Annotated in this window: 26 protein-coding genes and 3 tRNA genes; 18 read left to right on the top strand and 11 right to left on the bottom strand. The window is 67.9% G+C overall.

Translation table 11 applies throughout. The features are described 5' to 3' along the window. The first annotated feature begins 22 nt into the window (after nucleotides 1-22). The 3 genes from J0J10_RS16115 to J0J10_RS16105 all read left to right on the top strand — a co-directional run bounded on the left by J0J10_RS16115 (nucleotide 23) and on the right by J0J10_RS16105 (nucleotide 1898). Nucleotides 23-661, top strand: coding sequence for a DUF1190 domain-containing protein (locus J0J10_RS16115; protein ID WP_291647421.1), 639 nt, complete (start codon nucleotides 23-25; stop codon nucleotides 659-661). 203 nt (nucleotides 662-864) lie between these two features. Then, nucleotides 865-951 (top strand) — tRNA-Leu (locus tag J0J10_RS16110). Nucleotides 952-1124: 173 nt separating this feature from the next. After that, a complete protein-coding gene (locus J0J10_RS16105) occupies nucleotides 1125-1898 on the top strand; it encodes an HpcH/HpaI aldolase family protein (RefSeq protein WP_291647420.1) in 774 nt (257 codons plus the stop codon). Between the two features lie 305 nt (nucleotides 1899-2203). On the opposite strand, the gene J0J10_RS16100 is transcribed toward J0J10_RS16105, so the two are convergent. After that, a complete protein-coding gene (locus J0J10_RS16100; protein WP_291647419.1) occupies nucleotides 2204-2488 on the bottom strand; it encodes a hypothetical protein in 285 nt (94 codons plus the stop codon). A gap of 413 nt (nucleotides 2489-2901) precedes the next feature. Then, a tRNA-Asn gene (locus tag J0J10_RS16095) sits at nucleotides 2902-2976 on the bottom strand. A gap of 190 nt (nucleotides 2977-3166) precedes the next feature. Here J0J10_RS16095 and J0J10_RS16090 point away from each other — a divergent pair. The 5 genes from J0J10_RS16090 to J0J10_RS16070 all read left to right on the top strand — a co-directional run bounded on the left by J0J10_RS16090 (nucleotide 3167) and on the right by J0J10_RS16070 (nucleotide 7568). Next, nucleotides 3167-3240: transfer RNA gene (locus tag J0J10_RS16090), tRNA-Cys, on the top strand. 353 nt (nucleotides 3241-3593) lie between these two features. Beyond that, a complete protein-coding gene (locus J0J10_RS16085; protein ID WP_291647418.1) occupies nucleotides 3594-3920 on the top strand; it encodes a hypothetical protein in 327 nt (108 codons plus the stop codon). Nucleotides 3921-4449: 529 nt separating this feature from the next. Next, the gene (locus J0J10_RS16080; RefSeq protein WP_291647417.1) at nucleotides 4450-5091 is read left to right on the top strand and encodes a protein-L-isoaspartate O-methyltransferase family protein; all 642 of its coding nucleotides are present in this window, start codon (nucleotides 4450-4452) and stop codon (nucleotides 5089-5091) included. A gap of 245 nt (nucleotides 5092-5336) precedes the next feature. Next, entirely contained in the window at nucleotides 5337-6752 is a 1416-nt protein-coding gene (locus J0J10_RS16075; RefSeq protein WP_291647416.1) for a TolC family outer membrane protein, read from the top strand. 216 nt (nucleotides 6753-6968) lie between these two features. Then, a complete protein-coding gene (locus J0J10_RS16070) occupies nucleotides 6969-7568 on the top strand; it encodes a PopZ family protein (RefSeq protein WP_291647415.1) in 600 nt (199 codons plus the stop codon). 131 nt (nucleotides 7569-7699) lie between these two features. Here J0J10_RS16070 and J0J10_RS16065 read toward each other — a convergent pair whose 3' ends face one another. Further along, the gene (locus J0J10_RS16065) at nucleotides 7700-7936 is read right to left on the bottom strand and encodes a hypothetical protein (protein ID WP_291647414.1); all 237 of its coding nucleotides are present in this window, start codon (nucleotides 7934-7936) and stop codon (nucleotides 7700-7702) included. Between the two features lie 19 nt (nucleotides 7937-7955). Beyond that, nucleotides 7956-8441, bottom strand: coding sequence for a pyridoxamine 5'-phosphate oxidase family protein (locus J0J10_RS16060; protein ID WP_291647413.1), 486 nt, complete (start codon nucleotides 8439-8441; stop codon nucleotides 7956-7958). Between the two features lie 143 nt (nucleotides 8442-8584). Here J0J10_RS16060 and dps point away from each other — a divergent pair, with 143 nt between their 5' ends. From dps to J0J10_RS16045, 3 genes are all read left to right on the top strand, one after another. Continuing rightward, nucleotides 8585-9064: a DNA starvation/stationary phase protection protein Dps gene (gene dps, locus J0J10_RS16055; protein WP_291647412.1), complete on the top strand. Its 480-nt coding sequence runs from the start codon at nucleotides 8585-8587 to the stop codon at nucleotides 9062-9064. Between the two features lie 147 nt (nucleotides 9065-9211). Continuing rightward, nucleotides 9212-12040: a valine--tRNA ligase gene (locus J0J10_RS16050; RefSeq protein ID WP_291647411.1), complete on the top strand. Its 2829-nt coding sequence runs from the start codon at nucleotides 9212-9214 to the stop codon at nucleotides 12038-12040. Nucleotides 12041-12243: 203 nt separating this feature from the next. Then, on the top strand, nucleotides 12244-12798 hold the full coding sequence (locus J0J10_RS16045; protein ID WP_291647410.1) for a YqaA family protein: 555 nt from the start codon (nucleotides 12244-12246) through the stop codon (nucleotides 12796-12798). Between the two features lie 112 nt (nucleotides 12799-12910). Here the strand turns inward: J0J10_RS16045 and J0J10_RS16040 are convergent, their stop codons facing one another. Beyond that, complete coding sequence (locus tag J0J10_RS16040; RefSeq protein ID WP_291647409.1) at nucleotides 12911-13519, bottom strand: DUF938 domain-containing protein; 609 nt, start codon at nucleotides 13517-13519, stop codon at nucleotides 12911-12913. A 194-nt stretch (nucleotides 13520-13713) separates the two neighbouring features. Between J0J10_RS16040 and J0J10_RS16035 the strand changes: the two genes are divergently transcribed. The 4 genes from J0J10_RS16035 to J0J10_RS16020 all read left to right on the top strand — a co-directional run bounded on the left by J0J10_RS16035 (nucleotide 13714) and on the right by J0J10_RS16020 (nucleotide 18182). Beyond that, the gene (locus tag J0J10_RS16035) at nucleotides 13714-14979 is read left to right on the top strand and encodes a hemolysin family protein (RefSeq protein WP_291647509.1); all 1266 of its coding nucleotides are present in this window, start codon (nucleotides 13714-13716) and stop codon (nucleotides 14977-14979) included. A 254-nt stretch (nucleotides 14980-15233) separates the two neighbouring features. Then, nucleotides 15234-16064, top strand: a complete 831-nt coding sequence (locus tag J0J10_RS16030) for a sulfurtransferase/chromate resistance protein (RefSeq protein WP_291647408.1) — start codon at nucleotides 15234-15236, stop codon at nucleotides 16062-16064. Beyond that, nucleotides 16061-17455 (top strand): chromate efflux transporter, encoded by a 1395-nt coding sequence (chrA, locus tag J0J10_RS16025; protein ID WP_291647407.1) that lies wholly within the window; start codon nucleotides 16061-16063, stop codon nucleotides 17453-17455. Before J0J10_RS16030 ends, chrA begins: the two co-directional genes overlap by 4 nt. A 94-nt stretch (nucleotides 17456-17549) precedes the next feature. After that, nucleotides 17550-18182 (top strand): pyridoxamine 5'-phosphate oxidase family protein, encoded by a 633-nt coding sequence (locus tag J0J10_RS16020; RefSeq protein ID WP_291647406.1) that lies wholly within the window; start codon nucleotides 17550-17552, stop codon nucleotides 18180-18182. Nucleotides 18183-18185: 3 nt separating this feature from the next. Here J0J10_RS16020 and J0J10_RS16015 read toward each other — a convergent pair whose 3' ends face one another. From J0J10_RS16015 to J0J10_RS16000, 4 genes are all read right to left on the bottom strand, one after another. After that, on the bottom strand, nucleotides 18186-18497 hold the full coding sequence (locus J0J10_RS16015) for a hypothetical protein (RefSeq protein ID WP_291638526.1): 312 nt from the start codon (nucleotides 18495-18497) through the stop codon (nucleotides 18186-18188). Nucleotides 18498-18570: 73 nt separating this feature from the next. Continuing rightward, nucleotides 18571-19761 (bottom strand): FAD-dependent monooxygenase, encoded by a 1191-nt coding sequence (locus J0J10_RS16010; protein ID WP_291647405.1) that lies wholly within the window; start codon nucleotides 19759-19761, stop codon nucleotides 18571-18573. 45 nt (nucleotides 19762-19806) lie between these two features. After that, nucleotides 19807-20058, bottom strand: a complete 252-nt coding sequence (locus J0J10_RS16005; RefSeq protein ID WP_066467298.1) for a zinc-finger domain-containing protein — start codon at nucleotides 20056-20058, stop codon at nucleotides 19807-19809. A gap of 110 nt (nucleotides 20059-20168) precedes the next feature. After that, a complete protein-coding gene (locus J0J10_RS16000) occupies nucleotides 20169-21149 on the bottom strand; it encodes an acetyltransferase domain-containing protein (RefSeq protein ID WP_291647404.1) in 981 nt (326 codons plus the stop codon). 290 nt (nucleotides 21150-21439) lie between these two features. Between J0J10_RS16000 and J0J10_RS15995 the strand changes: the two genes are divergently transcribed. Beyond that, on the top strand, nucleotides 21440-22210 hold the full coding sequence (locus J0J10_RS15995; protein WP_291647403.1) for an alpha/beta fold hydrolase: 771 nt from the start codon (nucleotides 21440-21442) through the stop codon (nucleotides 22208-22210). A gap of 191 nt (nucleotides 22211-22401) precedes the next feature. Continuing rightward, nucleotides 22402-23250, top strand: a complete 849-nt coding sequence (gene cysE, locus J0J10_RS15990) for a serine O-acetyltransferase (protein WP_291647402.1) — start codon at nucleotides 22402-22404, stop codon at nucleotides 23248-23250. Nucleotides 23251-23257: 7 nt separating this feature from the next. Here cysE and J0J10_RS15985 read toward each other — a convergent pair whose 3' ends face one another. Further along, a complete protein-coding gene (locus J0J10_RS15985; protein ID WP_291647401.1) occupies nucleotides 23258-24139 on the bottom strand; it encodes a LysR substrate-binding domain-containing protein in 882 nt (293 codons plus the stop codon). 124 nt (nucleotides 24140-24263) lie between these two features. Between J0J10_RS15985 and J0J10_RS15980 the strand changes: the two genes are divergently transcribed. Beyond that, the gene (locus J0J10_RS15980) at nucleotides 24264-25589 is read left to right on the top strand and encodes a serine hydroxymethyltransferase (RefSeq protein ID WP_291647400.1); all 1326 of its coding nucleotides are present in this window, start codon (nucleotides 24264-24266) and stop codon (nucleotides 25587-25589) included. 182 nt (nucleotides 25590-25771) lie between these two features. Here the strand turns inward: J0J10_RS15980 and J0J10_RS15975 are convergent, their stop codons facing one another. Then, nucleotides 25772-26206 carry a type II 3-dehydroquinate dehydratase gene (locus J0J10_RS15975; protein ID WP_291647399.1) on the bottom strand — a complete coding sequence of 145 codons (435 nt, stop codon included), beginning with the start codon at nucleotides 26204-26206 and terminating at the stop codon, nucleotides 25772-25774. Nucleotides 26207-26237: the final 31 nt, after the last annotated feature.

Here is a 26237-nt window from a genome sequence, read left to right as displayed (position 1 = left end):
TTCGCATGATCTCAGAGGGGGCATGCTGCTGCTGCTTCCCGTCGCCATGATCAGGATGGCCTCACTGTTCGCCTTCGGGCTGGCGCTCGCGCCGGCCGATCTCGCGGCGCAGGCGGTCGGACAGACCTATGTGCGCCGCGACGAATGCATCGAGGCCGGCAAGCTCTCGGCCGAGCAATGCGAGTTCGCCTATCGCAATGCCCGCGCCGAATTCGAGCAGAAGGCGCCGCGCTATGCCTCGCGGGCGCAGTGCGAGCGCGCCCATAAGCGCTGCGGCGCCCAGGTCACGACGACCGGCGGCTGGGACGCGCTGGCGCGCGGCGGCGGGGCTGCGAGCTATGTGCCGCGCTTCGTCGGCATCCGCGTCAGCGGCGAGGGGACGGCCGCCAGGGCGCTGCCGATCGTCGAGGGCTCGGCCAGGATCGCCTTCACGGCCCGGAAGGTCGCGGCGCTCGACGACAAGGTCGCGGGACGCCGCAGCGTGATCGGCGGCGGCGGGCGCGGCCAGGCGCAGGCGAGCGGTCCCTATATCCGCCGCGGCGACCGCGACGACACGGTGCCCGTGCCGATGGAGCAGAAGAAGATCGGCTCCGATGTGGCGCCCGGGCTCTATGTCGATCCCGACGGGGTCGAATGGTACAAGCCGAGCCGCCGGCGCTGACGCTGGCGGTACTCGCCAACGACTCCCACAAGTGCCGTCATCCCGGGCTTGCCCCGGGATCCATCCTGGAGCGCAGCAGCCCTACGATGGATCCCGGAGCTGCGCCGCTTCGCGGCTTGTCAAGGATGACGAGTGGCTCCGAAGGTAAGCATGCAGCGCTTGCCCTTGTAGACGCCTTCGCGGGAGGCTAACCGTGTCCCGGCGCGGACGTGGCGAAACTGGTAGACGCAAGGCACTTAAAATGCCTCGCCAGAGATGGTGTGCGGGTTCGATCCCCGCCGTCCGCACCAGTTCGATAGCGCCTTTCCGCTTCTTCCATTCGAATCGGCCGGCGCCGCCGCCATGCCGGCGCGATCATCGCCGCCTTGCGTTCGCGGCGGGTGCGCCTTGCCGAGTTAGCAATGCGATGTCGGGCTGCGGATGCGCACAGATGGGCGCGTTGCATTGCAAGGGGAGGAATCGGATGAGCGGAGCAAGCGGGCTGAAGGCGCGGATCCAGTCGGGGGAGCTGGTCGCCGGAACGATGGCCCTGGAATTCTTCGTGCCGGGCCTGCCTGCGATCGCGGCAGCGGCCGGGGCGGAGTTCATCCTGCTCGACATGGAGCATACCGGCACGGGCTTCGAGACGATGCGGATGCTCTGCGCCGCCTGCCGGGGGCTCTCGATCGCGCCGGTCATCCGGGTGCCGACCACCGAATACAGCCTGATCGCCCGGGCGCTCGATATCGGCGCGCATGGCGTCATGGTGCCGATGGTCAACACGGAAGAGCAGGCGCGGCTGATCGCCTCCTGCGCGCATTATCCGCCGGCCGGGCATCGCGGCGCCGCCTTCGGCATCGCCCATGACGACTATCTGCCCGGCTCGCCGGCCGAGAAGATCGCGCAGGCCGCCGCCCGCACGCTGATCATCGCGCAGATCGAAAGCCCGCAGGGGGTCGAGAATGCCGAGGCGATCGCGGCTGTGCCGGGAATCGACGTGCTCTGGGTCGGTCATTTCGACCTGTCGAACTTCATGGGCATCCCCGGCCAGTTCGATCATCCCGATTTCGAGGCGGCGCTCAGCCATGTCGGCCGCAGCGCCCGGGCGCATGGCAAGGCGGCCGGGCTGATGGCCGGCGATCTCGGCTGGTCGAAAAGGGTGCGCGAGCTCGGCTATTCGGTGATCGCGCAGGGCGTCGATGGCGCGCATTACCAGAACAGCGTCGCGGCGGCGCTGAAGACGCTGCGTACGCTGTAGCGCCGTCGGATTCGGGTGGGGCACCGCGTCATCGCGGCTGGAGCGAAGCGGAGCGCCGGGATTCATCCTAGATCACCGCGCGTCCGTTCGGACGCGGTCACGGTGATCTATCCCATTATTATCGCATCGGAATTTTCCGAAAAGCGGATTCCACTTTTCGGTCCGATGCTATGGAGCGCCGGAGCCCTATGATGGATCCCGGAGCGGCGCGGCTTCGCCGCTTGTCCGGGATGACGCCGGACCTCTTCTCGTGCCCTGAAGCCGGGCTGCTGGCCCGGTCGAGCGTCGTTTCCGCCTCCTGCGCGTCAGGACAGCCGGCGGTCGCGGATATCGAGGATTCGCTCGAAGATCGCCTGATGGTCGGCGAGCAGGGCCTGAAGCGGGCCGATCGGCCGGAAGGCGCGCATGTCCTGCTCGTCCTCGCCTGCTTCGACCCAGGCGGCGATGGCCTCGTCCGCGGCGGCGAGCTCGTCCTCGGTGGGCGAGGGGTGCGCCGGTGCGCCGCTCTCCGCTGCGAGCTGCAGGGCGATTCTGCGGCGCAGATCCTGTTCGAGCGCGATCAGCGGCTCGAGTTCGTCGGTATAGGCCACTCGCAGGCCCTCCCATTGATTCCGGCTCGCCCGGCGCCGCGTGGTGATTCCTTCGCCGGCCCGGCGGCGGACTGCCGCACGCGGCGCAGATCGCGCGCTCGGCGGTGCTTCCGGGCGCTGATAGCGCATGGTTTCGCCCGGCCCAAGCCATGGGCGCGATTCCCGCCCGTCCAGGCCTGCTGGCATCGGGATTCGCATCGGCGATGCCGGGCCGGGTTGGAAACGGGATTCGGCTGCCTTGCGGCTGCGGCGGCTTGTCACGCCGCTTGCCGATAGGCTTCGCCGAAGCGCCTGCCGCCTAGCACCCAGCGGGTCAAAATCAGCAATAAACCGGGCCTGAGGGGCTGGAAGGCGCGCCTGCGCGCAAAACAGAAAGGGCTTAGCCGATCTCTCGACTAAGCCCTTGAAACTGCTGGCTCCCGGAGCAGGATTCGAACCTGCGACCAATCGATTAACAGTCGATTGCTCTACCGCTGAGCTATCCGGGACCGATGGGGGGCGTATAGCGACGACGCTCGCCGGGTGCAAGCCCTTTGCGACGCAACATGCCGGCAAATCGTCATCGATGGGGTGCGTCGCATTTTCGCTGTGGTCAGCGCGTTGGTTTCGGTTGCGGAGGCGCGCGCCATGTGGTTATAGGCGGCGTCATGGAGATCACGCCCGCGTGATCTCCCGGAAGGCCTCGTGGCGGAGTGGTTACGCAGAGGACTGCAAATCCTTGCACCCCGGTTCGATTCCGGGCGAGGCCTCCAAACTCTTTTTCATGAACAGATTTCCTTGGGCTGTTTCGGCAGGTTGTTCCGCCCGGCGCCCACCCCGTCAGCTGGCGGGATAAACTCCCTCCCGTTCTCGTCCTTCCCGGGGCGATCTTGTTTCCGGGGGCGATCCCGGTGCCGGCCTGACCGGCTGGCGAGGCTTCGGTTCAAGTGTCGCTGTCGCGCTCGCTTCGGCCGGCCGAGCCGTTCTTGTTTCGGGGTCCCGACCCGGCGCAAAATCTGCGGGAGAACCTCAGGCTGGCCGGTGGTCCGATTGCGTTACGCAAGAGGATGTGAGAGCAGCCCGTTGCTGCAAGCGATCTGTTTCGCTTGGCCTACGGAATATGCCTATGACCACTCGTCTCATCATCGCCGCCGTCACAGTTGCATCGCTCCTCGCCGCTCCGGCTTTTGCGGCGAACCGGAAGGTCGACATCGTCAACAAGACCGGGAGCGTCATGACCAGCTTCTTCGCGTCGTCGACCGGCACCGACAGCTGGGAAGAAGACATGCTCGACAACGACACGCTCGCAAATGGCGAGACGCTCGAAGCCGACATCGATGACGGCACCAAGGCCTGCATCTACGACTTCAAGGCGGTCTTCGCGGATGGTGACACCGTGATCAAAAAGAAGGTGAATGTCTGCGAGATCTCGACCTTCACCTTCACCCAGTAAGCCGAGCCAAGGCAGGGCTGGGCGCCTGTCGAAAAGCGGTGCGGTCGATGATGCCGTCTGTACCGTAGCCGTAGAGCGGCGGCCTTTCGGCACGGCGCCCCGACATCGAAATCTGGGCCGCGCATCCCCCGGGGGGAGGGGCGGCCCTTTTCAATAGACGGCACGATCTCGACGATTCGACACGTGCCTGCGCAGGTGCCGTCGGGAATAGGGTTCCGGCGAGGGCAGGCGAATCGCTCCGTTTCGGGCGAGTGCTCTTGCTGCATGCTCTTGCCGTATGCTCGGCGCCGATTCCTCCTGGCGCGTTTGCCAGTTCCGCCGGCAGGCGAGGGGGCAGCGATGCGATCCCGGGCCTCCGGGGATGTCGCGGTTGCGTATGAGCCGGCCGCGTGGCTCGCGGCGGTGGCGATCCCGGCTCTGCGACGGGGTGCGTACCCACAATGCGCCCTGCCGGCCGGCCTTGCCTTTTGCGGCCGCCTCGCCCAAAACCCCGCTGCCGGCCTTGTGCCGTCATACGGAGATTTTGAGCATGTCGAGCTTCGCGGATCTGCGTCGCATGATGGTGGACTGCCAGCTGCGCACCTATGACGTGACCGACCGGGCCGTGCTTGCCGCCGCCGACAGCGTGCCGCGCGAGGCTTTCGTGCCGGGTGATCTTGCGCATCTGGCCTATCTCGACCAGTCGGTCTCCCTGCCCGGTACGACGCGCGCCCTGCCGGCGCCGATGGTCGTGGCCCGGATGATCCAGGCGCTGGAGCTGAAGGCCGGCGAGCGCGCGCTCGAATATGGCGGTGGCTCGGGCTATGGCGCGGCGCTGATGGCGGCGATGGGCGCGCAGGCGAGCCTGTGCGAGCCGGACGAGGCGGCGCTGGCGCTGGCGCGTGCCGCGTTCGCGCAGGATGGCGTGCCGGAGGTCCAGGCGCTGGCGGCGATTCCCGCCAAGGCGCAGTACGACGTCGTTCTCGTCGGCGGGGCCTGCGAAACGCAGCCGAGCAGCCTTTTCGGCCATGTCGCCCCCGGTGGCCGGCTGATCGCGATCGAAGGGCTCGGCCGTGCGGCGCGGGTGATCCTCTATCGGCATGCAGGCGAGACATTGACCGGCCGGCCAGTCTTCGATGCCGCGGCGCCTGCTCTCACGGAATTCCGCAAGGCCGAGGCCTTCGTTTTCTGAAGCGGTGCCGTTCGCGGGACGCGTCCGCGATCTGGCTCGGGAGCAGAAGCGAATTCCATGCCGCCCCGGGGGCGGTATGGCGAGCAGGATAAAGGTGTCTCATTTTTGCGGCACTGGCGAACTGAAAAGGCGATGGGTTCCCTGCGGCCGTTGGCGATATCGGTCGACGCGCCTATAAATTTCAAATGAGTGCCGAGGCTGGGGCGATGCCTGGGCGAGACAAGAGTCCGCACAAGAGGCGTCCGGTGACTGAAACGAAGCTACTCTGGAAAAGGTCCGCGAGCCGCCTGGCGCTGATCGGCGTTCTCGGCACGGGCTTGGCTGCACCAGCTCTTGCGCAGACGATGGAATCGGCGCTGTCGCGCGCTTACTCCGGCAATCCGACCCTGAATTCGCAGCGCGCGGCGGTCCGCGCCACCAATGAGAACGTGCCGCAGGCGCTTTCGGGCTACCGCCCGCGGATCAACGCCTCCGCAGATATCGGCGCCAGCATCACCGAAAGCAGCATTCCGGCGGTTCCGCGTAACGGAAGCTTTCACAACAACAACACCTCGCGACTCACGCCGCGCGGTGCCGGGATCCAGATCGACCAGAACATCTTCGACGGCGGCAAGACGCGCAGCTCCGTGAGCCAGGCCGAATCGCAGGTGCTCGGCGCCCGCGCGACGCTGCTCAACACCGAGCAGAACGTGCTGCTCGACGCGGCCACGTCCTATATGAACGTGCTGCGCGACACGGCGATCTTGAACCTCAACCGCAACAACGTCGAGGTGCTCGAGGAGCAGCTGCGCCAGACGCGCGACAGGTTTCAGGTCGGCGAAGTGACCCGCACCGACGTCGCACAGGCCGAGGCCCGTCTTTCGCAGGCGCAGTCGCAGGCGATTCTGGCCGAGTCGAATCTCAAGACCTCGATCGCCCGCTTTCGGCAGAACATCGGCGTCGAGCCGAAGCAGCTTTCCCCCGGTCGCCCGGTCGAGAACCTGCTGCCCCGGAATCTCCAGGCTGCGCTGAACATCGCGCTGACGGGACACCCGGCGATCATCGCCGCGCTGCATGGCGTCGATGCCGCGGAGCTGCAGGTCAAGGTCACCGAGGCCGATCTCTATCCGGTGCTCGGCGTGCGCGGCATCGTGGCGCAGCGCTATGACAACCAGTTCTTCGGTGACAACCGCACTTCGGCCAGCGCCGTCGCGACCCTGACCATCCCGATCTACGAAGGCGGGCAGGTCTATTCCCGCACCCGCCAAGCCAAGGAAACGGCCGGCCAGCGGCGCATCGACGTCGATACCTCGCGCGACACGGTCCGCGCGGCGGTCGTCTCGGCCTGGGGCGCGCTCGATGCCGCCAAGGCGCAGATCACCGCGGCGCAGTCGCAGGTCCAGGCCGCCGAAACGGCGCTCGCCGGCGTCCGCGAGGAGGCCAAGGTCGGCCAGCGCACCACGCTCGACGTGCTGAACGCCCAGCAGGAACTGGTGATCGCCCGTTCGACGCTGGTGACCGCGCAGCGCGACCGCGTCGTCGCCTCCTATGCCGTCCTTTCCGCTACCGGCAAGCTCTCGGCCAATACGCTGAAGCTGAAGGCCGAGCGCTACGACGCCCGCAAGCACTACGATCAGGTCAAGGGCCTGCTCTGGGGCACGCAGACGCCGGACGGTCGCTGAGCCAGCCTGCCGGTTCCCGCCAGTGCCTCGTCGCCGCACCCGGCGCGAGGCCGGGTTCTGGCGCTTGGATCACGCGAAACCTCGGCGCACATGTCGCGATTTCTCCTGTGGGCGGGCACGCCGCTGCCTTGCCTGCCGGTTCAGCAGTGAACTACTCATGATGTGGGGGCGCGCTGATTCCATGGCCGTTCCCCGGTCGAGCGGTCCGGATTCAGCATGAGCGCGCAGCCCAAGCCCAATGAACCCTCGATGGAGGAAATCCTCGCCTCCATCCGGCGGATCATCGCGGATGACGAGAAGCCGGCGACTCCTCCCGAGCCCGAGCCTGTCGCGCTCGCTCCGGTGCCGGAGCCCGACCCGGTTTCTGAGCCCGAGGCGGTTTCCGAGCCCGATCCGCAGCCGCAACCGGAGGACGATGTGCTCGACCTCGGTGCCGAGGCGAGCCTGGTCGAGGCGCCGGTGGCGGTCGACGATATCGAGTTCGCCGAGCCTGTCGAACCCGCGCCTGCGCCGACGGCTGCGCCGTTGCCACCCGAACCTCCGGTCGCGATCGCGCCGCCAGTGCAGGTCGCGCCGAGCGCACCGTCTCTCGACATGGCGTCCTTGATTTCGGATCAGGCCGGTGCCGCCGTGCACAACGCCTTCGGCGCCCTCGCCAACACCGTGCTGAGCAACAATGCCCGGACCCTCGAGGATCTGGTCAAGGACATGCTCAAGCCGATGCTGAAGACCTGGCTCGACGATAATCTGCCGGGCATGGTCGAGCGACTGGTGCGCGCCGAGATCGAGCGCGTCGCCCGCGGCGGGCGCCACTGAGGCAGCCTGCCGGACGGGCTTGGCGAGCCTAGATCGTCGAGCCTGCCATCGGACGCGGTCACGGTGATCTATCGCAGTGTTATCGCATCGGAGCTTTCCGAAAAGTGGAGTCCACTTTTCGGTTCGATGCTCTAGCGCCGCTTCGCCGCTCGCGCCCGTACTCGCGATGCGGGGCGAGGCCGGTAATTGTCGAAGACGCCGCCCTCATAGAGCCGCTGGATGGTGCAGCCGGCGAGCGCCATCAGCGCGGTCGGCGGGCCGAGGCGCGCGACCAGCGCCCCGAGCGCCAGCGAGACCGGGCGGGGATAGCGGCCTGAAGCGGCTTCTGCCGCGACCCAGGCGCCGACGAGATGAACCAGTAATCTCATGGGTTTGCTCCCCCCTGCTTCAAAGAACGACCTTGCGGTTCGCGCCGAGATCCGGCCGCGAACCCGTCACCGCTGCGGCCATCATCTTGACGCTGGTGACGATCTTGCCCGGGCTGTCCCAGAACTCCGCCATGGTCGGGCGCATCCGCAGGATCCGGATATTGGGATCGTCCTTGCTCTCCCAGAAGGCGCGGGCGGCGGTGGACCAGAGCTCTTCGACGCGGGGCCGATCGTCGAGCACGTTGGCGGTGCCGCTGACCGAGACATATTTGTAGGAGGCATTGTCGGCGAAGGTCAGGCAGATATTCTCGTTGATCTCGACTTCGTCGTCCTTGTGGGAGCGCTTGTCGGTCAGGAAATAGATTGCGTCCTCGTCGCGCCTGGCATGAGCGCTCATCGGGCGGGCGCGCAGCTGGTCGCTGGCGCCGTCATGGCTGACGAGCATGCACAGGCCGATCTCCTCGATCAGCTCCCAGACATGATCCTGGTCGGTTTGGCGGGGCATTTCAGATCCTCCTTGATCTGCCATTTCCAACGGCTGGAAAGCGCGCCGGTTCCTCGCGCGGTGCGGTTCGGTGCCAGGGAACGGGGAGGGGCGTTCATGCGTTGCTGGAGCGCCCGCCATTCTCTCCAGCCGAGGAAATCGCCATGAAGAAGCCCGCCACGCGCATCGACCTGCCGTCCAATGCCAGGAACGAGGTGATCGGCCTGCTGAACGAGCGCTTGCAGGACGGGATCGACCTCGCCCTCGCCACCAAGCAGGCGCATTGGAACCTGAAGGGGCCGGGCTTCATCGGCGTGCATCTGATGCTCGACGGCTTCCGCAAGGAACTCGATGGCCATGTCGACACGGTGGCCGAGCGGGTCGCTCAGCTCGGCGGCATCGCGCTCGGCACGACGCAGGCGGTTGCCGCGGGCAGCGACCTCAAGCCTTATCCGACGGAGATCGTCGCGGTCGCCGAGCATCTCGCGGCGCTGATCGAGCGCTATGCCGCGGCGGCCAACAGCGTCCGCGAGGCGATCGACAAGAGCGACGAGGCCGGCGACACCGGCACCGCCGATCTCCTGACTGCCTATTCGCGCATGCTCGACAAGGCGCTCTGGTTCCTGCAATCGCAGGCCGCCTGAGCGCCCGGAGCCCGATGCAGGGCTGCATCGCGTCGAAAACGTTGACGCACAGCCCCCGCATGCGCTCTTAAGGCGTCAGACCTTTTGGCTTTCGTTATTCAACGGCCGGGGCAGGTTCCCCCGGCCTTTCGGCGTTCGAGCAAAGCGATGATGGACAAGACATTCGAGCCGGCCAGCGTCGAGGCACGCATCAGCGAGGCCTGGGAGAAGGCGGATGCCTTCCGGGCAGGGCGTGGCGCCGCGCCCGGCGCCGAGCCCTATTGCATCGTGATCCCGCCGCCGAACGTGACGGGTTCGCTGCATATGGGCCACGCGCTCAACAACACGCTGCAAGATGTGCTCTGCCGCTTCGAGCGCCTGCGCGGCAAGGACGTGCTCTGGCAGCCCGGCACCGACCATGCCGGCATCGCGACCCAGATGGTGGTCGAGCGCAAGCTCGCGGCCGAGAACCGTTCGGACCGGCGGAGCATGGGCCGCGAGGCCTTCGTCGCCGAGGTCTGGAAGTGGAAGGAAGAATCGGGCGGCACGATCGTCAACCAGCTGAAGCGCCTCGGCGCCTCCTGCGACTGGTCGCGCGAGCGCTTCACCATGGACGAGGGTCTCTCGGCCGCCGTCCTCAAGGTCTTCGTCGCCCTGCACAAGCAGGGGCTGATCTATCGCGCCAAAAGGCTGGTGAACTGGGACCCGAAGTTCCAGACCGCGATCTCCGATCTCGAGGTGCTGCAGGTCGAGAAGACCGGCTCGTTCAAATGGCAGCGCGACGGCGAGGAGGCGTTCGACGCCGCCAAGCTCGACAAGGCGCTGGCCAAGGACCCGAACGGCCATCTCTACTATTTCGACTATCCGATCGAGGGCGCGGTCTACGACCCCGAGAATCCCGAGACCTACATCACCGTCGCGACGACCCGGCCTGAGACGATGCTGGGCGATACCGGCGTCGCCGTGCATCCGGAGAACGAGAAGCTCAAGGGGCTGATCGGCAGGAATGCCGTGCTGCCGCTGGTCGGCCGCGTCATCCCGGTCTTCGGCGACGACTATGCCGACCCCGAGAAGGGCACCGGCGCGGTCAAGATCACCCCGGCGCACGACTTCAACGACTTCGATGTCGGCAAGCGCAATTCACTCAGGATCGTCAACATCCTGGACGGCGAGGCTCGCATCCTGCTTCAGGACAATGCCGACTTCCTCGAGGGCGCGGCGCCCGAGGCGGAGACGCTGGCGCTGCACGGCACGGACCGGTTCACGGCTCGCAAGGCGGTGGTCGGCCTGATGGCGGCGCGCGGGCTGCTGCGCAAGGTCGAGCCCAACACCCACACCGTGCCGCATGGCGACCGTTCGGACGTGGTGATCGAGCCCTGGCTGACCGACCAGTGGTATGTCGACGTCAAGCCGCTGGCCAACCGCGCGCTCAAGGCGGTCAAGGACGGTCGCACCAAGATCACGCCCGAGAGCTGGACCAAGACCTACAACGACTGGCTCGAGAACATCGAGCCCTGGTGCGTCTCGCGCCAGCTCTGGTGGGGCCACCAGATTCCGGCCTGGTACGGGCCGGATGGCGAGTGCTTCGTCGCCGAGTCCGAGGCCGGCGCGCAGGCGCTGGCGCTCGGCCATTATGGCGGCCCGGTCGCGCTGACGCGCGACGCGGACGTGCTCGACACCTGGTTCTCCTCGGCGCTCTGGCCGTTCTCGACGCTGGGGTGGCCGGAGGAGACCGCCGAGCTCAAGCGCTACTACCCGACCGCGACGCTGGTCACCGCCTTCGACATCATCTTCTTCTGGGTCGCCCGGATGATGATGATGGGCCTCAACTTCATGGACGAGGTGCCGTTCAAGGACGTCTACATCCACGCCATCGTTCGCGACGAGAAGGGCGCGAAGATGTCGAAGTCCAAGGGCAACGTCATCGACCCGCTGGTGCTCGTCGACAAATACGGCGCGGATGCGCTGCGCTTCACGCTCTCGGCGATGGCGGCGCAGGGCCGCGACATCAAGCTTTCGACCGCGCGTGTCGAAGGCTACCGCAACTTCGCGACCAAGATCTGGAATGCGGCCCGCTTCGCCGAACTGAACGGCTGCCTGCGGGCCGAGGGCTTCGACCCCGCCAAGGTCGCGCTGCCGCTCAACCGCTGGATCCTCTCCGAGGCGGCGCGCACCGCCGATGCGATCGCCGCCGGCATCGAGAGCTTCAAGTTCAACGAGGCGGCCGACGCGGCCTATCGCTTCGTCTGGGGCCAGTTCTGCGACTGGTATCTCGAGCTCTCCAAGCCGGTGCTGCAGGGCGAGGGCACCGACGCGGCTGCCGTTGCGGCGAAGGCCGAGACGCAGGCGACGGTGGCGCATGTCATCGACCTGATCTGCCAGCTGCTGCATCCGTTCATGCCGTTCCTGACCGAGGAGCTCTGGGCGCAGAAGGCGGGCGAGGGCGCGCCGCGGCCGGTGCCGGCCGGCGAGGCTTCGCTGGTCTGCCTGACGCGCTGGCCGCAGCTCGGCGCGCTGGTCAACGAGGCGGCCGAGGCCGAGATCGGCTTCGTCGTCGACCTGATCTCCGATATCCGCTCGGTCCGCTCGGAGACCAATGTGCCGGGTGGGGCGCAGGTGCCGCTGGTGCTGGTCAAGCCGAGTGCCGCGACGCGCGCCGCCGTCGAGGCCTGGGCGCCGATGATCGAGCGTCTGGCGCGGCTTTCGGCGATCGAGTTCGCCGATGCGGCGCCCGGCCAGTCGGCCCAGATCATCGTGCGCGGCGAGATCGCGGCCCTGCCGCTCGCCGGGATCATCGACCTCGATGCCGAGCGCGGGCGCCTGACCAAGGAACTCGCCAAGCTCGACCAGGACATCGCCGCCGTCGAGCGCAAGCTCGGGAATGCCGATTTCATGGCCCGCGCGCCCGAGGAGATCGTCGAGGAGAACCGCGAGCGCAAGGCGATCGCGCAGGCCCGTAAGCTGAAGATCGCCGAGGCGCTCGAGCGCCTTGCCTGAGGCGAATGCCGGGGCGGTGCTTTCGGGGCCGCCCCGACCTTTTTCCGTCACGAAACGGTCGCGCTATTGACGCTGGTCTAAGAGAATTCTGGCGTCCGGCCGCGGGATCGCGTAGATGCATGCGGCGCACGCCAACCATGCGTCAGAGGCGAGCCCGGGGAGCGGTCGAACAGTAAATGCTCAAGCGTGCATATGACTGGTGCGTGTCTTACGCGTCCCATCCCGCAGCGCCCTGGCTGCTCTTCGCCATTACCTTCGTTGAAAGCTCGATCAGCCCGCTGCCGCCGATCCCGCTGCTGATCCCGATGTGCATCGCGCGTCCGGACCGTGCCTGGTTCTATGCCGGCGTCTGCTCGCTCGGCGCCGTCACCGGCGGCTATCTTGGCTATGCGATCGGCGCCTTGCTCTATGAATCGGTCGGCGCCTGGCTGATCGGCATCTACGGCCTGCAGGAGAAGGCCGCCCATCTGATCCACACCTCTCAGGACTACTGGTTCTGGGTGCTGCTGACCAAGGGGCTGACGCCGATCCCGTTCAAGATCGTCACGATCATGTCGGGCTTCCTGCATTTCGATCTCTGGAAGTTCACCGTCGGCATGGTGATCTCCCGCGTCACCTTCTTCGCGATGATCGCGGTCGCCCTGCGCTATTACGGCGACAACATCCGTATCTTCATCGAGAAGCATCTGCCGATGACGGCGCTGGCGCTGGTCGTGGTGGTGGTCGGGGGCTTCTTCGTCCTGCCGATGGTGCTCTGAGCCGGCCTCCGGATATTCGAGCTCTCATCCTGAGGAGCCGCGCCAGTGGCGTCTCGAAGGATGAGGGCTGGGGCGTTCTCCGACAGGCTCTGAAGCCCGCCGCACTCGTCGCTCAGCGCTTGCGAAACACCACGCTGAGATTGTTCGCCGGCATCGCCGTGACCTCGGGCGGTCCGAAGCCGGCTGCGGCGGCGAGGGCTGCGACCGTGTCGAGCTCGCGCAGGCCCCAGCGCGGATCGCGGCCGCGCAGGCTCTCGTCGAAGGCGGCATTGCTCGGCGCCAGCGGCACGCCGCTCTGCCGATAGGGGCCGTAGAGATAGAGTGGGCCGCCGGGCGGCAGCAGCCGCGCCGCTTCGGCGATCAGTCCCTGCGTCGCCGCCCAGGGCGAGATGTGGATCATGTTGATGCAGATCACCCCATCGGCCCGCGCCAGCGGCCAGCCGGGCGTCGACGCGTCCAGGGCCAGGGCGGGCAGCAGGTTCGGCAGCGCGGCCTCCTTCGCCCAAGCGTCGATGCTGGCGCGCGCCTCGGCATTGGGGTCCGAGGGCTGGAAGGACAGGCCGGGCAGGGCGGCCGCGAAATGCATGGCGTGCTCGCCGGAGCCGCTGGCGATCTCGAGCACCAGACCCTTCGCCGGCAAGGTCTCGCGCATCACGGCGAGGATCGGGTCGCGGTTGCGCTGGGCGGAGGGCGCGAACTGGCGGATCTCGGCTTCAGGCAATTTTGCGTTCTCCCATCGCTTTCGGGCGGAGCTGCCCGAAGGATAAAATGCGCGACCGATACGTAAAGTTCGGCATAGGGCCCTACGAAAAACCGGTACCCACTTCTTCGCGCGATGCTCTATAAGCGCCAGCGAAGCAGGACGATAGCGAGTGCGGCCCTGCAGCCTTCGAGCTGGTGTTGTTAACCGAGATTTTGATCGTCGTCGTCCTCACCGTCATCAACGGTGTGCTCGCCATGTCGGAACTCGCGGTCGTCTCATCCAGACCAGCAAGGCTCAAAGTCCTCAGCGATCAGGGTAGCCGCGGCGCGGCGACGGCGCAGCGCCTGGCCGACAATCCCGGCCGCTTCCTCTCCACCGTCCAGATCGGCATCACCCTTGTCGGCGTGCTCTCCGGCGCCTTCTCCGGCGCGACGCTCGGTACACGTCTCGCCGACTGGCTGCGCGACGAGCAGGGCTTCTCCAGCGCCGTCGCGGACGGCGTCGGCGTCGGCACGGTCGTCGTCGCGATCACCTATCTCTCGCTGATCATCGGCGAACTCGTGCCGAAGCAGATCGCGCTGCGTGATCCGGAACGGGTCGCCGCGCGGGTCGCGCCGGTGATGGCGCTGCTCGCCAAGATCGGCTCGCCGCTGGTCTGGCTGCTCGACGTCTCCGGCAAGACCGTCCTCGCTCTGCTCGGCCAGAAGGGCGAGTCGGAGGAGAAGGTCACCGAGGAGGAGGTCCGTACCATCATCGCCGAGGCCGAGACGGCCGGCGTGCTGGAGCGCGACGAGCGCGAGATGATCTCCGGCGTGATGCGCCTCGCCGACCGTTCGGCGCGGGCGCTGATGACGCCGCGGCGCGAGGTCGAGCATCTCGACCTCGCCGACAGCCCGGCGGAGATCAGGGCGCAGTTGCGCGCCACGCGGCGCTCGCGCCTGCCGGTGCAGGACGGCGAGGCCGATGCGATCATCGGCGTCGTCACGGTCAAGGACATGTTCGATGCCTTTTCCGACGGCGACGGGCGCGAATTGCGCAGTATGGTCCAGCAGATCCCGGTGGTGCTCGACACGACCGGCGCGCTCGACGTGCTGCGGGCGATCCGCGCCTCGCCGGTGCATATGGCGCTGGTCTTCGACGAGTACGGCCATTTCGAGGGGATCATCACCTCCAGCGACGTGCTCGAGGCGATCACCGGCGCCTTCCAGGAGGAGGACGACAGCGAGCCGGCCCTGGTGACGCGCGCCGACGGCTCCTATCTCGTCGCCGGCTGGATGCAGGTCGACGAGTTCTCGCACGAGCTCGGCATCCATGTGCCGCGCGATGCCGATTACCAGACGGTCGCCGGTTTCGTGCTGGCGGAGATGAACCGGCTGCCCAATGTCGGGGAGAGCTTCGAGAAGGGCCATTGGCGCTTCGAGGTGGTCGATCTCGACGGCCGCCGCATCGACAAGATCCTGGTCAGCCGGATCGATTGAGCGGCGTCTGCCAGAGCTCGATTCTCCGTCGCGGTCGGGCTTGTCCCGACCATCCACGCCCTCCCTCAGACAGCTTGGTCTCCAAGGCATGGATCCTCGCCACAAGGGCGAGCATGACGGGGTTGTCTCATGAAACCGCCGTTGACGCTCCCCCGACGCCATGGTCTAAATTCCGCAGGGGTTCATTCGCGACGACCCCGTGAGGCGTCAGCCCAAGGATCGCGTCCAGTCTCCTAGCTTCCGGGAGGGACGCCATGTCTTCCAATATCCAGATCAGCGCTGCCCAATTGTCACGGCTCGTCGGCCTGCCCGATGCGCCGGTGCTCGTCGATGTCCGCACCGCGGAGGATTTCGCCGCCGATCCACGGCTGCTGCCGGCCGCGCAGCGCCGGAGCCATGAGGACGTCGCCGGCTGGGCCAATGTCTTCGCCGGCCACAAGCTCGTGATCTGCTGCCAGCGCGGGCAAAAGCTCAGCGAAGGCGTCGCGGCCTGGCTGCGGCATGAGGGGATCGCCGCCGAAACGCTGACCGGCGGCTTCGAGGCCTGGCGCGAGGCCGGCCTGCCGCTGGTCGATGTCGGCCGGCTGCCGGCCCGCGACGGTGCCGGGCGCACCGTCTGGGTGACGCGGGCGCGGCCCAAGGTCGACCGCATCGCCTGTCCCTGGCTGATCCGTCGCTTCGTCGACCCCGCAGCCATCTTCCTGTTCGTGACGCCGTCGGAAGTCGCTGCGGTGGCCGAGCGCTTCGGCGCGACGCCCTTCGACATAGACGGCGTATTCTGGAGCCATCGCGGCGAGCGCTGCAGCTTCGACACCATGATCGCGGAGTTCGGCCTGTCGACTCCGGCGCTCGACCGGCTCGCGGCGATCGCGCGGGCGGCTGACACCGCCCGGCTCGAGGACGTGCCGCAGGCGGCCGGGTTTCTGGCCGCGTCGCTCGGATTGTCGCGGATGTTTCGCGATGATCTGGCACAGCTCGAGGCCGGCATGCTGCTCTACGACGCCTTTTATCGCTGGTGCCGCGATGCCACAGAGGAAACCCATAACTGGCCATCCGTGCCGGCAGGGGCGGAGGCAAGGCCATGACGACGGTGACAGATGATGCAAGCAGGGCCGCTGCTGCCGAAATCCCCTCGCTCGGCGAGGCGACGCGGGTCTGGCTGAAGATCGGGCTGCTCTCCTTCGGTGGACCGGCCGGCCAGATCGCGCTGATGCACAAGGAACTGGTCGAAGAGCGCCGCTGGATCGGTGAGCGCCGGTTCCTGCACGCGCTCAACTACTGCATGCTGCTGCCCGGACCGGAGGCGCAGCAGCTTGCCATCTATGTCGGCTGGCTGCTGCATCGCACGGCGGGCGGGCTGATCGCCGGGCTGCTCTTCATCCTGCCCGGCGCGCTGGTGATGCTGGGCCTCTCCCTGCTCTATGTGCTCTATCGCAGCGTGCCGGTGGTCGATGCCCTGTTCTTCGGGGTCAAGGCCGCGGTTCTCGCCGTGGTGATCGAGGCCGGACTCAGGATCAGCCGCCGGGCGCTGAAGAACCGGGCGATGGTCGCGATCGCGGTCGCGGCCTTCCTCGCGCTCTTCCTGTTCAAGCTGCCGTTTCCGCTGGTGATCCTCTGCGCCGGACTGACCGGCTGGCTCGGCAGCCTCTATGCGCCGGCGCTGTTCGAGGCCGGCGGCCATGCCGGCAAGGGCGGCGCGCACGAGTTCAAGGGCGTCGTCGACCTGATGTTCGAGCGCGGCGAGCTGGAGCACGCCAAGCCTTCGAGCCGCCGGGCCTTGCGGACGCTGGCGCTCTGGCTGCCGCTCTGGCTCGGCCCGGTGGCGCTGCTCTTGCTCTTGGCCGGCGGGGGGAATGTCTTCACGCAGATTGGCAGCTTCTTCAGCGCCATGGCGGTCGTCACCTTCGGCGGCGCCTATGCGGTGCTGGCCTATGTCGCGCAGGCGGCGGTCGAGGGCTATGGCTGGCTCGTCGCCGGCGAGATGGTCGATGGGCTCGGCCTCGCCGAGACGACGCCGGGGCCGCTGATCCTGGTGCTGCAATTCGTCGGCTTCCTCGCCGCCTGGCGGGTACCGGGCGGGCTCGATCCGCTTCTCGCCGGCAGCCTCGGCGCCCTGCTGACGCTCTGGGTGACCTTCGCGCCCTGCTTCCTCTGGATCTTCCTGGGCGCGCCCTATGTCGAGGCGCTGCGCGGCAACCGGGTGCTCTCGGCCTCGCTGACCGCGATCACGGCGGCGGTGGTCGGGGTGATCATGAATCTCGCGCTCTGGTTCGGGCTGCACGTGCTGTTCGGCACGGTGAAGCCGGTCAGCTTCGGGCCGCTGGCGCCCGACCTGCCGGTGCTCTCGACGCTGGACTGGCGGGCGGCGCTGCTCGCCGCCGGCGCGATGCTGGCCATGCTGCGCTTCAAGCTGGGGATGATGACGGTGCTCGCCGGCTGTGCGCTGGCCGGGATCGCGCTGCGCCTGGTCGGATAGGGATCATTCCAGTTCCTGGAATTCTGAACTGTCCGGCAAGGGAATTGTGCCCGGGCGAAGGAATGATCATTTCGCTGGGTCGGAGGCCAGAGCCATGACCCATCGTTTTCTCGAGATCGCGACCACGCCCGCCGTTCGGGCGGCCCAGGAGGCACAGGGCAGCCGCCGCGCCTATGCCAGGCAGGAGGAGGGCGCGCCGCATCACGACCGGCTCGGCGACAGCGAGGCCGCCTTCATCGCCAGCCGCGATTCCTTCTACATGGCGAGCGTCTCGGAAACCGGCTGGCCCTATCTGCAGCATCGCGGCGGCCCGCCCGGCTTCCTGCGCGTGCTCGACGAGACGACGTTGGGCTTCGCCGATCTCAGGGGCAACCGGCAATATCTCAGCCTGGGCAATCTCAGTGCCGACGACCGGCTCTGCCTGTTCCTGATGGATTACGGCCGCCAGGCCCGGCTGAAGATCTTCGGGCATGCCCGCTTCCACGATCTCGCGGCGGAGCCGGGACTGGCGCGGCGGCTGATCGTGCCGGGTTACCGCGCCGTGCCGGAGCGCGGCATGACGATCGAGGTCGAGGGCTTCGACTGGAACTGCCCGCAGCACATCACGCCGCGCTTCAGCGAGGCGGAGCTGGGGCCGGCGCTGGCGCCGGTACGGCAGCGGCTGGAAGAACTCGAAGCCGAGAATGCCCGGCTCCGGGCGGAGCTGGCCGGGCGCGTCCGGAGCTAGTGGTCAGCGCCGCTCGTTCGTCTCGATGACCCGGTATTCGGCGTCGACGATCTCGCCCTGCGCAGCGCCTTGCTGGGGCTGGCCGAAGGGGTTCTGCGGATCGATGCCGGCGGCGCGCATGCGCCGGCGCATCTGCCAGGCGGCGACGGCGCCGCCGATCAGCACCACCGGGATCAGGACCAAAGCGAGGCTGGCCGCCACCAGGAAGAGCAGGACGCCGAGCGCGAAGGCGCCGGCCATGATAAGATAGCTCGCCCAGCGCGGCAGCCGGGCCGTGCTCTGGTTGAGGCGGCTGTTCAGGTCGATGCGGATCATGGCTCGTCGTTCGTTCAGTTGGCGCTAATCTAGGAAGCCAATGCGGCGTTGACGAGGGTGCCGCCCGGATTTTTCAGCCCGGGAGCGGCCAGTCATAGACCCAGGCATAGCGCTGGCGCAGACCTTCGGGGCCGAGCCGGCGCAGCACGAGGTCGCGGGCAAAGCTCCAGGGGCGGCCGAGATGATAGGAGCGGGCATTGTCGCGGCTCGCCTGCTGGACGCGCGTCGCACGGGCCTGACGCGCGGCGGCATAGGCGGCGAAGGCCGCCGGAACCGAGGCGGTGCCCCCGGCCTGCAGCCCGCTTGCCAGTTCATGCGCCAGGACGGCGGCATCCTCGATGGCGAGCGCAGCGCCCTGCGCGAGGAAGGGCAGGACCGGATGCGCGGCGTCGCCGAGCAGGGCGATCCGGCCCTTCGCCATCGCCGCCGGCTCGCGATCATAGAGCGACCAGACCTGCCAGGCGGGCGCCGCCTCGATCAGATGGCGCAGCGCGATCGGGGCGCCGCTGGCGATGCCGGTCAGGTCGCGAGCGTCGCCGTCGCGCGACCAGCCCGGGCGGGCCTCGCGCGCGGCGCGGATCAGGACGAGATTGATCTCCTTGCCGGCGGAAACGGGATAGTGGACCGCATGGCGGGCGCTGCCGAGACGCAAGGAAATGGTGGGCTGGCGCAATTCGGAGGGCACTTCGGCCGAGGGAATCAGCGTCCGCCAGGCTTCCCAGCCGGTGAAGCGCGGCGGGCGAGCATCGCCCGTGAGCTCGCGGGCGCGCGACCAGAGCCCGTCGGCGCCGATCAGGCCCATGGCCTCGATGGTCTCGGTCTGGCCGCTTTCGCTGGCGAGCGTCACGGTCAGGCCGGCTGCGGTCTCGGTACAGTCGAGCAGCCCGCGGCCGATCAGCCAGCGGATATTCGGCAGGGTGCGGGCGGCATCGAGCAGGATCTGGTGGAGATCGGCCCGCTTCAGCGCCCGCGAGGGCGTCGCGCCCGGCGCCGGCGGCGCATAGGGCATCCGCAGCAATGGCGCCTCGCCCTGCCAGCGGCTGATCGCCAGCGCTTCGGGCCGGACGGCGACCCGGCGCAGGGCGATGCCGAGGTCGAGCGCCTCGAGCACCCGGCCGGCATTGGGCGAGATCTGGATGCCGGCGCCGGCCTCGGCGAATCTGGTGCGCTTTTCGGCGATGGCGACGGGAATGCCGCGGCGCGCCAGCGCGATGGCCGCAGTGAGCCCGCCAATGCCGGCGCCGGCGATCAGGATCGGAAACATGGCTTTCAGCCGTCTATGTCCCGCCGTGCCCCGGCGGGAAGCGCCTCAAGCCGCCTTGGGGGCGTCGTGGTACTCGCATTCCGCCGGCTTGCCGTGACCGGCGCCGAGCGAAGGCTCGTATTTGAACAGCGTCGAGCAATAGGGGCAGATGATCTCGTCATCCGAGCCCATGTCGAGGAAGACATGCGGATGGTCGAAGGGCGGCTTGGCGCCGATGCACATCAGCTCGCGCGCGCCGACATGGATGACGGCGACGCCGGGGTCGTTGTGGAAATGCGGGGTGCCGTGGTCGGCCATGGTCGCTCTCTATCGTCTCGATTTGCGGCGCAGGATAGTCGCTCGCCTGCGGGCGCGCCAGTGCGCGGGGGCGAAATCACGGGTTCGCGGCTTGCGGCGTCCTGTCCCGGTCAGCGGGCCCGGGCGCAGGCGAGGCCGATCTCGCGGGCGCGCTCGGTCTGCTCCGGGGTGAGGGCGTCGGCGAGCACGCGGCTCCAGAGCTCCTCGCGCTTCAGCCCCTCCATCGAGCAGGAGCAGACGCGCTCGCAGGCCTCCTTGGGCGTTCCGGTCGCGACGCAGCTGCGCTGGCAGGCGCTGAGGAAGGGGACGGCCTCGGCGTCGGGCAGCTTCGGCCCGGAGAGCTGCATGAAGAGCATCAGCGCGCCGATGAACAGCGGCTGGTGCACGAGGTAGACGATGAGGCTGTTGCGGCCGCCGAGCGCGACGAGGCGAGCCGGGGCCGATCTGGCACGCCAGAGCGCCCAGTCGCCCTCGGGCGCCCTGGCCAGAGCGAGCTTGCCCAGCGCCATGCCGGCAAGGACGCAGGCGAACCAGGGAAAGAGCGGCACGAAATCGGCAGTGTAGGGCCAGGGGCCGAAGCCGAGCCAGGACAGCCATTCGCTCTCGAAGACCTCGCCGCCGAGGATGAAGGGCAGGGCGAACCAGGCCGCCGCGACCAGCGCCAGAGCCAGGGCTGGCAGCCGCAGGAAGGGCAGGGCCAGCAGGCTCGCCAGCGCGATATGATGCAGGATGCCGAAGAAGATGAAGTTCTCGGGGATCGCGAACCAGGTGCCGATCGTGACCAAAAGCGCGGCGCCGGCGACCATGGCGAAGCGTTTCGCATAGGCCTTCCGGTTCAGGCCGTTCCGTGTCGCCAGGATCAGGCTGAAGCCGACGATCGCGAGGAAGGAACCGGCGATCAGGCGGGCGAAGAGGCGCCAACCGGGATCGGAGACGACATCGACGCGGATCAGCCGGAAGAAGGAGAGATCATAGGCGAAATGGTAGACGAACATGGCGAGCAGGGCGATGCCGCGCGCCAGGTCGAGCAGTTCGATGCGGCCTCGGGCCGGGGCGGAGGTCTTGGCCGAGGCCGTGGCTTGCTCGCTCATGGTGCCGTTCTAGGCATTCGCGAGCGCCGGAGGAAGGCCGGAACGCCGAGGTCCAGTTATTACCAGCTATCCGCCGTCATTCCGGGCAAGCGCAGCGCAGTCCCGGAATCCATCTTAGAGCGCTGAGCCCTACGATGGATTCCGGCGCTCTGCTTCGCTGCGGCCGGAATGACGGCGTTCTTTCCGTGCGCCCTGCGCTCGGCAGTCGCGGGCGTGGCTACCCAAAGTCCCGAGGTCGTGGCAGACCAGATGGCGAGATCTCCAAGCCACGCAGAAGCGACGAAGACGACATGCAGCGATTCGATTCCGACGGCGTCAGCCTCACCTATCTCGACCTCGCTCCGACCATCGAAGGCGGCTCGGGCGATCCGGTGGTGCTGGTGCACGGCTTCGGCTCCAGCCACATGGTCAACTGGGTCAATACACAGTGGACGAAGACGCTGACCCATGCCGGCTACCGGGTGGTGCTGCTCGACAATCGCGGCCATGGCCAGAGCCAGAAGCTCTACGATCCCGCTGCCTACAACTCGAACATCATGGCCGAGGATGTGCGCCGGCTGATGGACCATCTGCGCATCGAGCGGGCCGATGTGATGGGCTATTCGATGGGCGCGCGCATCTCGGCGCATCTGGCGCTGGCGCATCCCGATCGGCTGCGCTCGCTGTTGCTCGGCGGACTCGGCATCCATCTCGTCGAGGGCGTCGGCCTGCCGCTCGGCATCGCCGATGCGATGGAGGCGCCCTCGCTCGCCGATCTGACCGACCCGATGCAGCGCATGTTCCGGGCCTTCGCCGAGAACACCGGCAGCGACCTGCGCGCGCTCGCCGCCTGCATCCGCGGCACCCGTCAGACGCTGACCGTCGCCGAGGCCGGTGCCATCGCGGTGCCGACCCTGGTCAGCGTCGGAACCAAGGACGATGTCGCCGGTTCCGGGCCGGAGCTCGCGGCGCTGATCCCGGGCGCCGAGAGCTTCGAGATCATCGGCCGCGACCATAATCTGGCGGTCGGCGACAAGACCCATAAGCAGGCGGTGCTGGAGTTCCTGTCGCGCCGGGCCTGACCTTTGGTCCGGAGAATAACCTTCTCCTAGGAGAGAATATTATTCTCCATCAATGGCTTGCATGGAGCCGTTCGCATTTCGAGTCTTGTCCTTCACGGCTTGATTCAGCTAGAAGGCAGGCCCATCTCCTTCTGCGCGACGCCGTCGTGCCGGAAAAATCGCTCATCGAGCGCACCGTAGCGGAGAACGCCATGCCATCGGGACGCCCGAACATCGAAGCCCGTGATCCCGCTACCGGGCTCGATCGGGTCGATCCCGTCTGGTCGCGGCTGCGCCGCGAGGCCGAGCAGGCGATCGCCGCCGAGCCGGCGATGACCAGCTTCATCCTTTCGACCGTGCTGAACCAGCGCAGCTTCGAGGAAGCGGTCTCGCATCGTGTCTCGGCGCGCCTCGCCCATGCGGCGGTGCCGGCCGAGCTGATCGACCAGGCCTTCGAGGAGGCGCTCGCCGCCGATCCCGAGATCGGGCAGGGCATCCGTGCCGATGTCGTCGCCGTGCTCGACCGCGATCCCGCGTGCTACCGGCTGCTTGAGCCGGTGCTCTATTTCAAGGGTTTCCACGCCCTGCAGGCCCATCGCCTGGCGCATTGGCTGCTGAAGCAGGGGCGGCGCGATTTCGCGCTCTACCTGCAGAGCCGCTCCTCCGAGGTTTTCCAGACCGACATCAACCCGGCCGCGAAGATCGGCAAGGGCGTCTTCCTCGATCATGCCACCGGCCTCGTCGTCGGCGAGACCACGGTGATCGAGGATAATGTCTCGATGCTGCAGGACGTCACGCTCGGCGGCACCGGCAAGCAGGGCGGCGATCGTCATCCGAAGATCCGCAAGGGCGTGCTGATCGGTGCCGGTGCCAAGATCCTCGGCAATATCGAGGTCGGGCAATGCGCCCGCGTCGCCGCCGGCTCGGTCGTGCTTGCGGCGGTGCCGCGCAACACCACGGTGGCGGGCGTGCCGGCCAAGGTGGTCGGCGAGGCCGGCTGTGCCGAGCCCGCCCGCTCGATGGACCAGATCCTGACCAGCGATTGCGGCGGCGGCATCTGAGGCGCCGCTAGAGGCTGTTCGCCAACCATTCCATGACCCGTGCCCGCAACGGGTGTGGCTTGCTGGCCGGCCCTGGCAGGATCGTCAGCCGGTCGCCGCTCGGCATCGCCTTGTCGAAAGGCGTGGCCAGACGGCTCTGCGCCAAGAGCGATGCGATCAGGCTCGTCCGGCCGATGAGGATGCCGGAGCCGCCGAGCGCGGCATCGAGCGCCAGCGCATAGAGTGAATAGGACGGGCCGCGGCCGGGATCGATGCCGGCTACGCCGGCATGCCTCAGCCAGCGCGCCCAGTCGCCGCGCCAGACCGCATCATGCAGCAGGGTTTTCCCGCGGAGATCGGCGGGTGTGCGCAATTGCTGCGCCAGATGCGGCGAGCAGATCGGGACCAGGCTGTCTTCGGCAAGGGCGAGGGCGCCCGGCGGCGGCTCCGCCAGATAGAACAGAGCGAGGTCGAAGGCCTCGCGCGGCCCGCTCGGCGGCGCCTCCATCGCCGAGATCGAGATCTGCAACTCCGGAAACTCCTGCTGCAAGGCCGGCAGGCGCGGCGAGAGCCAGAGCTGGGCGATGCAGGGCAAGGCGGCGATGGCGAGCGCCCGGCCGGCATGGCTTGCGCGCAGATCGTGCACCGCGAGCGAGAGCGCCTCGAAGGCCGCGCTGAGGCGCGGCTGCGCCTGACTGCCGGCGTCCGTCAGCGCGACGCCCTGTGCCAGCCGCCGGAACAGCGGAAAGCCGAGGAACGCTTCGAGCTGCCGGACCTGCTGGGCGATGGCGCCGGGCGTGACGCCGAGTTCCTCGGCGGCGCGAGCGAAGCTGCCGAGCCGCGCTGCCGCCTCGAAGGCGCGCAGCGCGTTGAGCGGCGGCATGGGCGGGCGCGGCGGTGCGACAGGCATGGATCGTGATCGCTGGTTCAGGCCTAGATTTTCTAGGCCTCGCGGCGACGATAACTGGTTTGCGCGGGGCGCGCCAAGCCGTTCCAATGGCGGCACGAAACACAGGCTGGGGCAGGGCAGGCGGATGAGCGTGAAACTGGCGAGGCGGGGCTGGGTGCCGGCGGCGAGCGAGGATTATGTCCTGCGTGTCGCGGGGGAAGTCGCCGGGCAGGACCGGGCGGCGACGGAGGCGCGGCTCGCCGGGCTCATCGCCGAGAACCGGGCGATCCATGAACGCGACTGCGTCAACCTCAACCCGGCGACCAATGTGATGAACCCGCGTGCCGAAGCCGTGCTCGGCCAGGGCATGGGTGCGCGGCCCTCACTCGGCTATCCCGGCGAAAAATACGAGATGGGGCTGGAGGCGATCGAGCAGATCGAGATCGTCACCGCCGAGTTGGCGGCAGAGGTCTTCGGCGCGGGCCATGCCGAGATCAGGGTGCCATCCGGCGCGATCGCCAATCTCTATGTCTTCATGGCCGCGGCGAAGGTGGGCGACTGCATCATCGCGCCGCCGCCTTCGATCGGCGGCCACGTCACCCATCACGGCGCCGGCGCGGCCGGGCTCTACGGCATCACCACCCATCCGGCGCCGGTCGATGCGCAGAACTACACGGTGGACCTCGATAAGCTGCGTGCCGACGCGCTGCGGCTGAGGCCGAAGCTGATCAGCATCGGCGGCAGTCTCAACCTGTTCCAGCATCCGATCCGCGAAATCCGCGCCATCGCCGACGAGATCGGCGCCATCGTGCTGTTCGATGCGGCCCATCTCTCCGGCATGATCGCCGGCCATGCCTGGCAGCAGCCGCTGGCCGAGGGTGCCCATGTCATGACGATGAGCACCTATAAGAGCCTGGGCGGGCCGCCTTCCGGGCTGATCGTCACCAATGACGCGGCGATCGCCAAGAAGCTCGACGCCATCGCCTATCCCGGCCTCACCGCCAATTTCGACGTGGCGAAATCGGCCTCGCTGGCGATCACGCTGATGGACTGGCAGGAATTCGGGCGCGACTACGCGCAGATGATGGCCGCGACGGCCAAGGCGCTGGCCGAGGCGCTGGTCGAGCGGCAGGTGCCGGTCTTCGCCCGCGAGCGCGGCATGACGAGGTCGCACCAGTTCGCCATCGAGGCAGCGGCCTATGGCGGCGGCCAGGCGGCGGCGAAGCGGCTGCGCGCCGCCAACATCCTGAGCTGCGGCATCGGTCTGCCGATCGCGGAAGTGCCGGGGGACGTGAACGGGCTCCGGCTCGGCACGCCGGAGATCGTTCGCTTCGGCATGAAGCCCGACCACATGCCGGAACTCGCCGGCTACATCGCCGACGGTCTGTCGGGCGCGCGTCCGGCGGCGGCGGTGGCGCAGGAGGTCACCGCCTTCCGCAAGCGTTTCACCGACTTGCACTATATGCGCTGAGGGCTGTTGCCTTCAGGATGAGGGGGCGGGGGCTGGCCGCGTGCCGATCCTGCTGGGAAACACGCCGTCGTCCCGGGCCTGTCCCGGGACCCATCGCAGTGCGCCGCGCCTTACGATGGATCCCGGCGTTCCGCTTCGCTCCAGCCGGGATGACGGGGCGGTTGCCGGGAAACCGGGCAGGCTCAGCCTTCTACCAGCTCGATCGCCGAGCGGATCGCGGTGGCGTAGCCGCGGGCGCCGAGGCCGGCGATGATCGCGGTCGCCGCCAACGAGACATAGGATTTGTGGTAGTGCGCCTCGCGGCGATGGATGTTGGAGATGTGGAGCTCGATGATCGGGCCCGGGAACATCTTCAGCGCGTCGAGGATAGCGATCGAGGTGAAGGAATAGGCGGCCGGGTTGATGATGATCGCGCTGCCCTCGTCGATCGCCTCGTGGATCCAGTCGATCAGCTCGTATTCGCGGTTGCTCTGTCGGAACTCGACCGGCCAGTCGCCGGCCGTCTCGCGGCACATGGTCTCGACCTCGGCGAGCGTAGTCTTGCCGTAGATGTGCGGCTCGCGCTTGCCGAGGCGATTGAGGTTCGGCCCGTTCAGGACATAGATCGGCTTGTTCACGGCAGCACCTATTCGCGGTTTCCGTTCGTCC

The organism is Allobosea sp., from assembly GCF_017308075.1.
In the GTDB taxonomy this organism is placed as follows: Bacteria; Pseudomonadota; Alphaproteobacteria; order Rhizobiales; family Beijerinckiaceae; genus Allobosea.
Note: the sequence above shows the minus strand (reverse complement) of the source record. Positions and strands in the feature narration are given on the sequence as shown.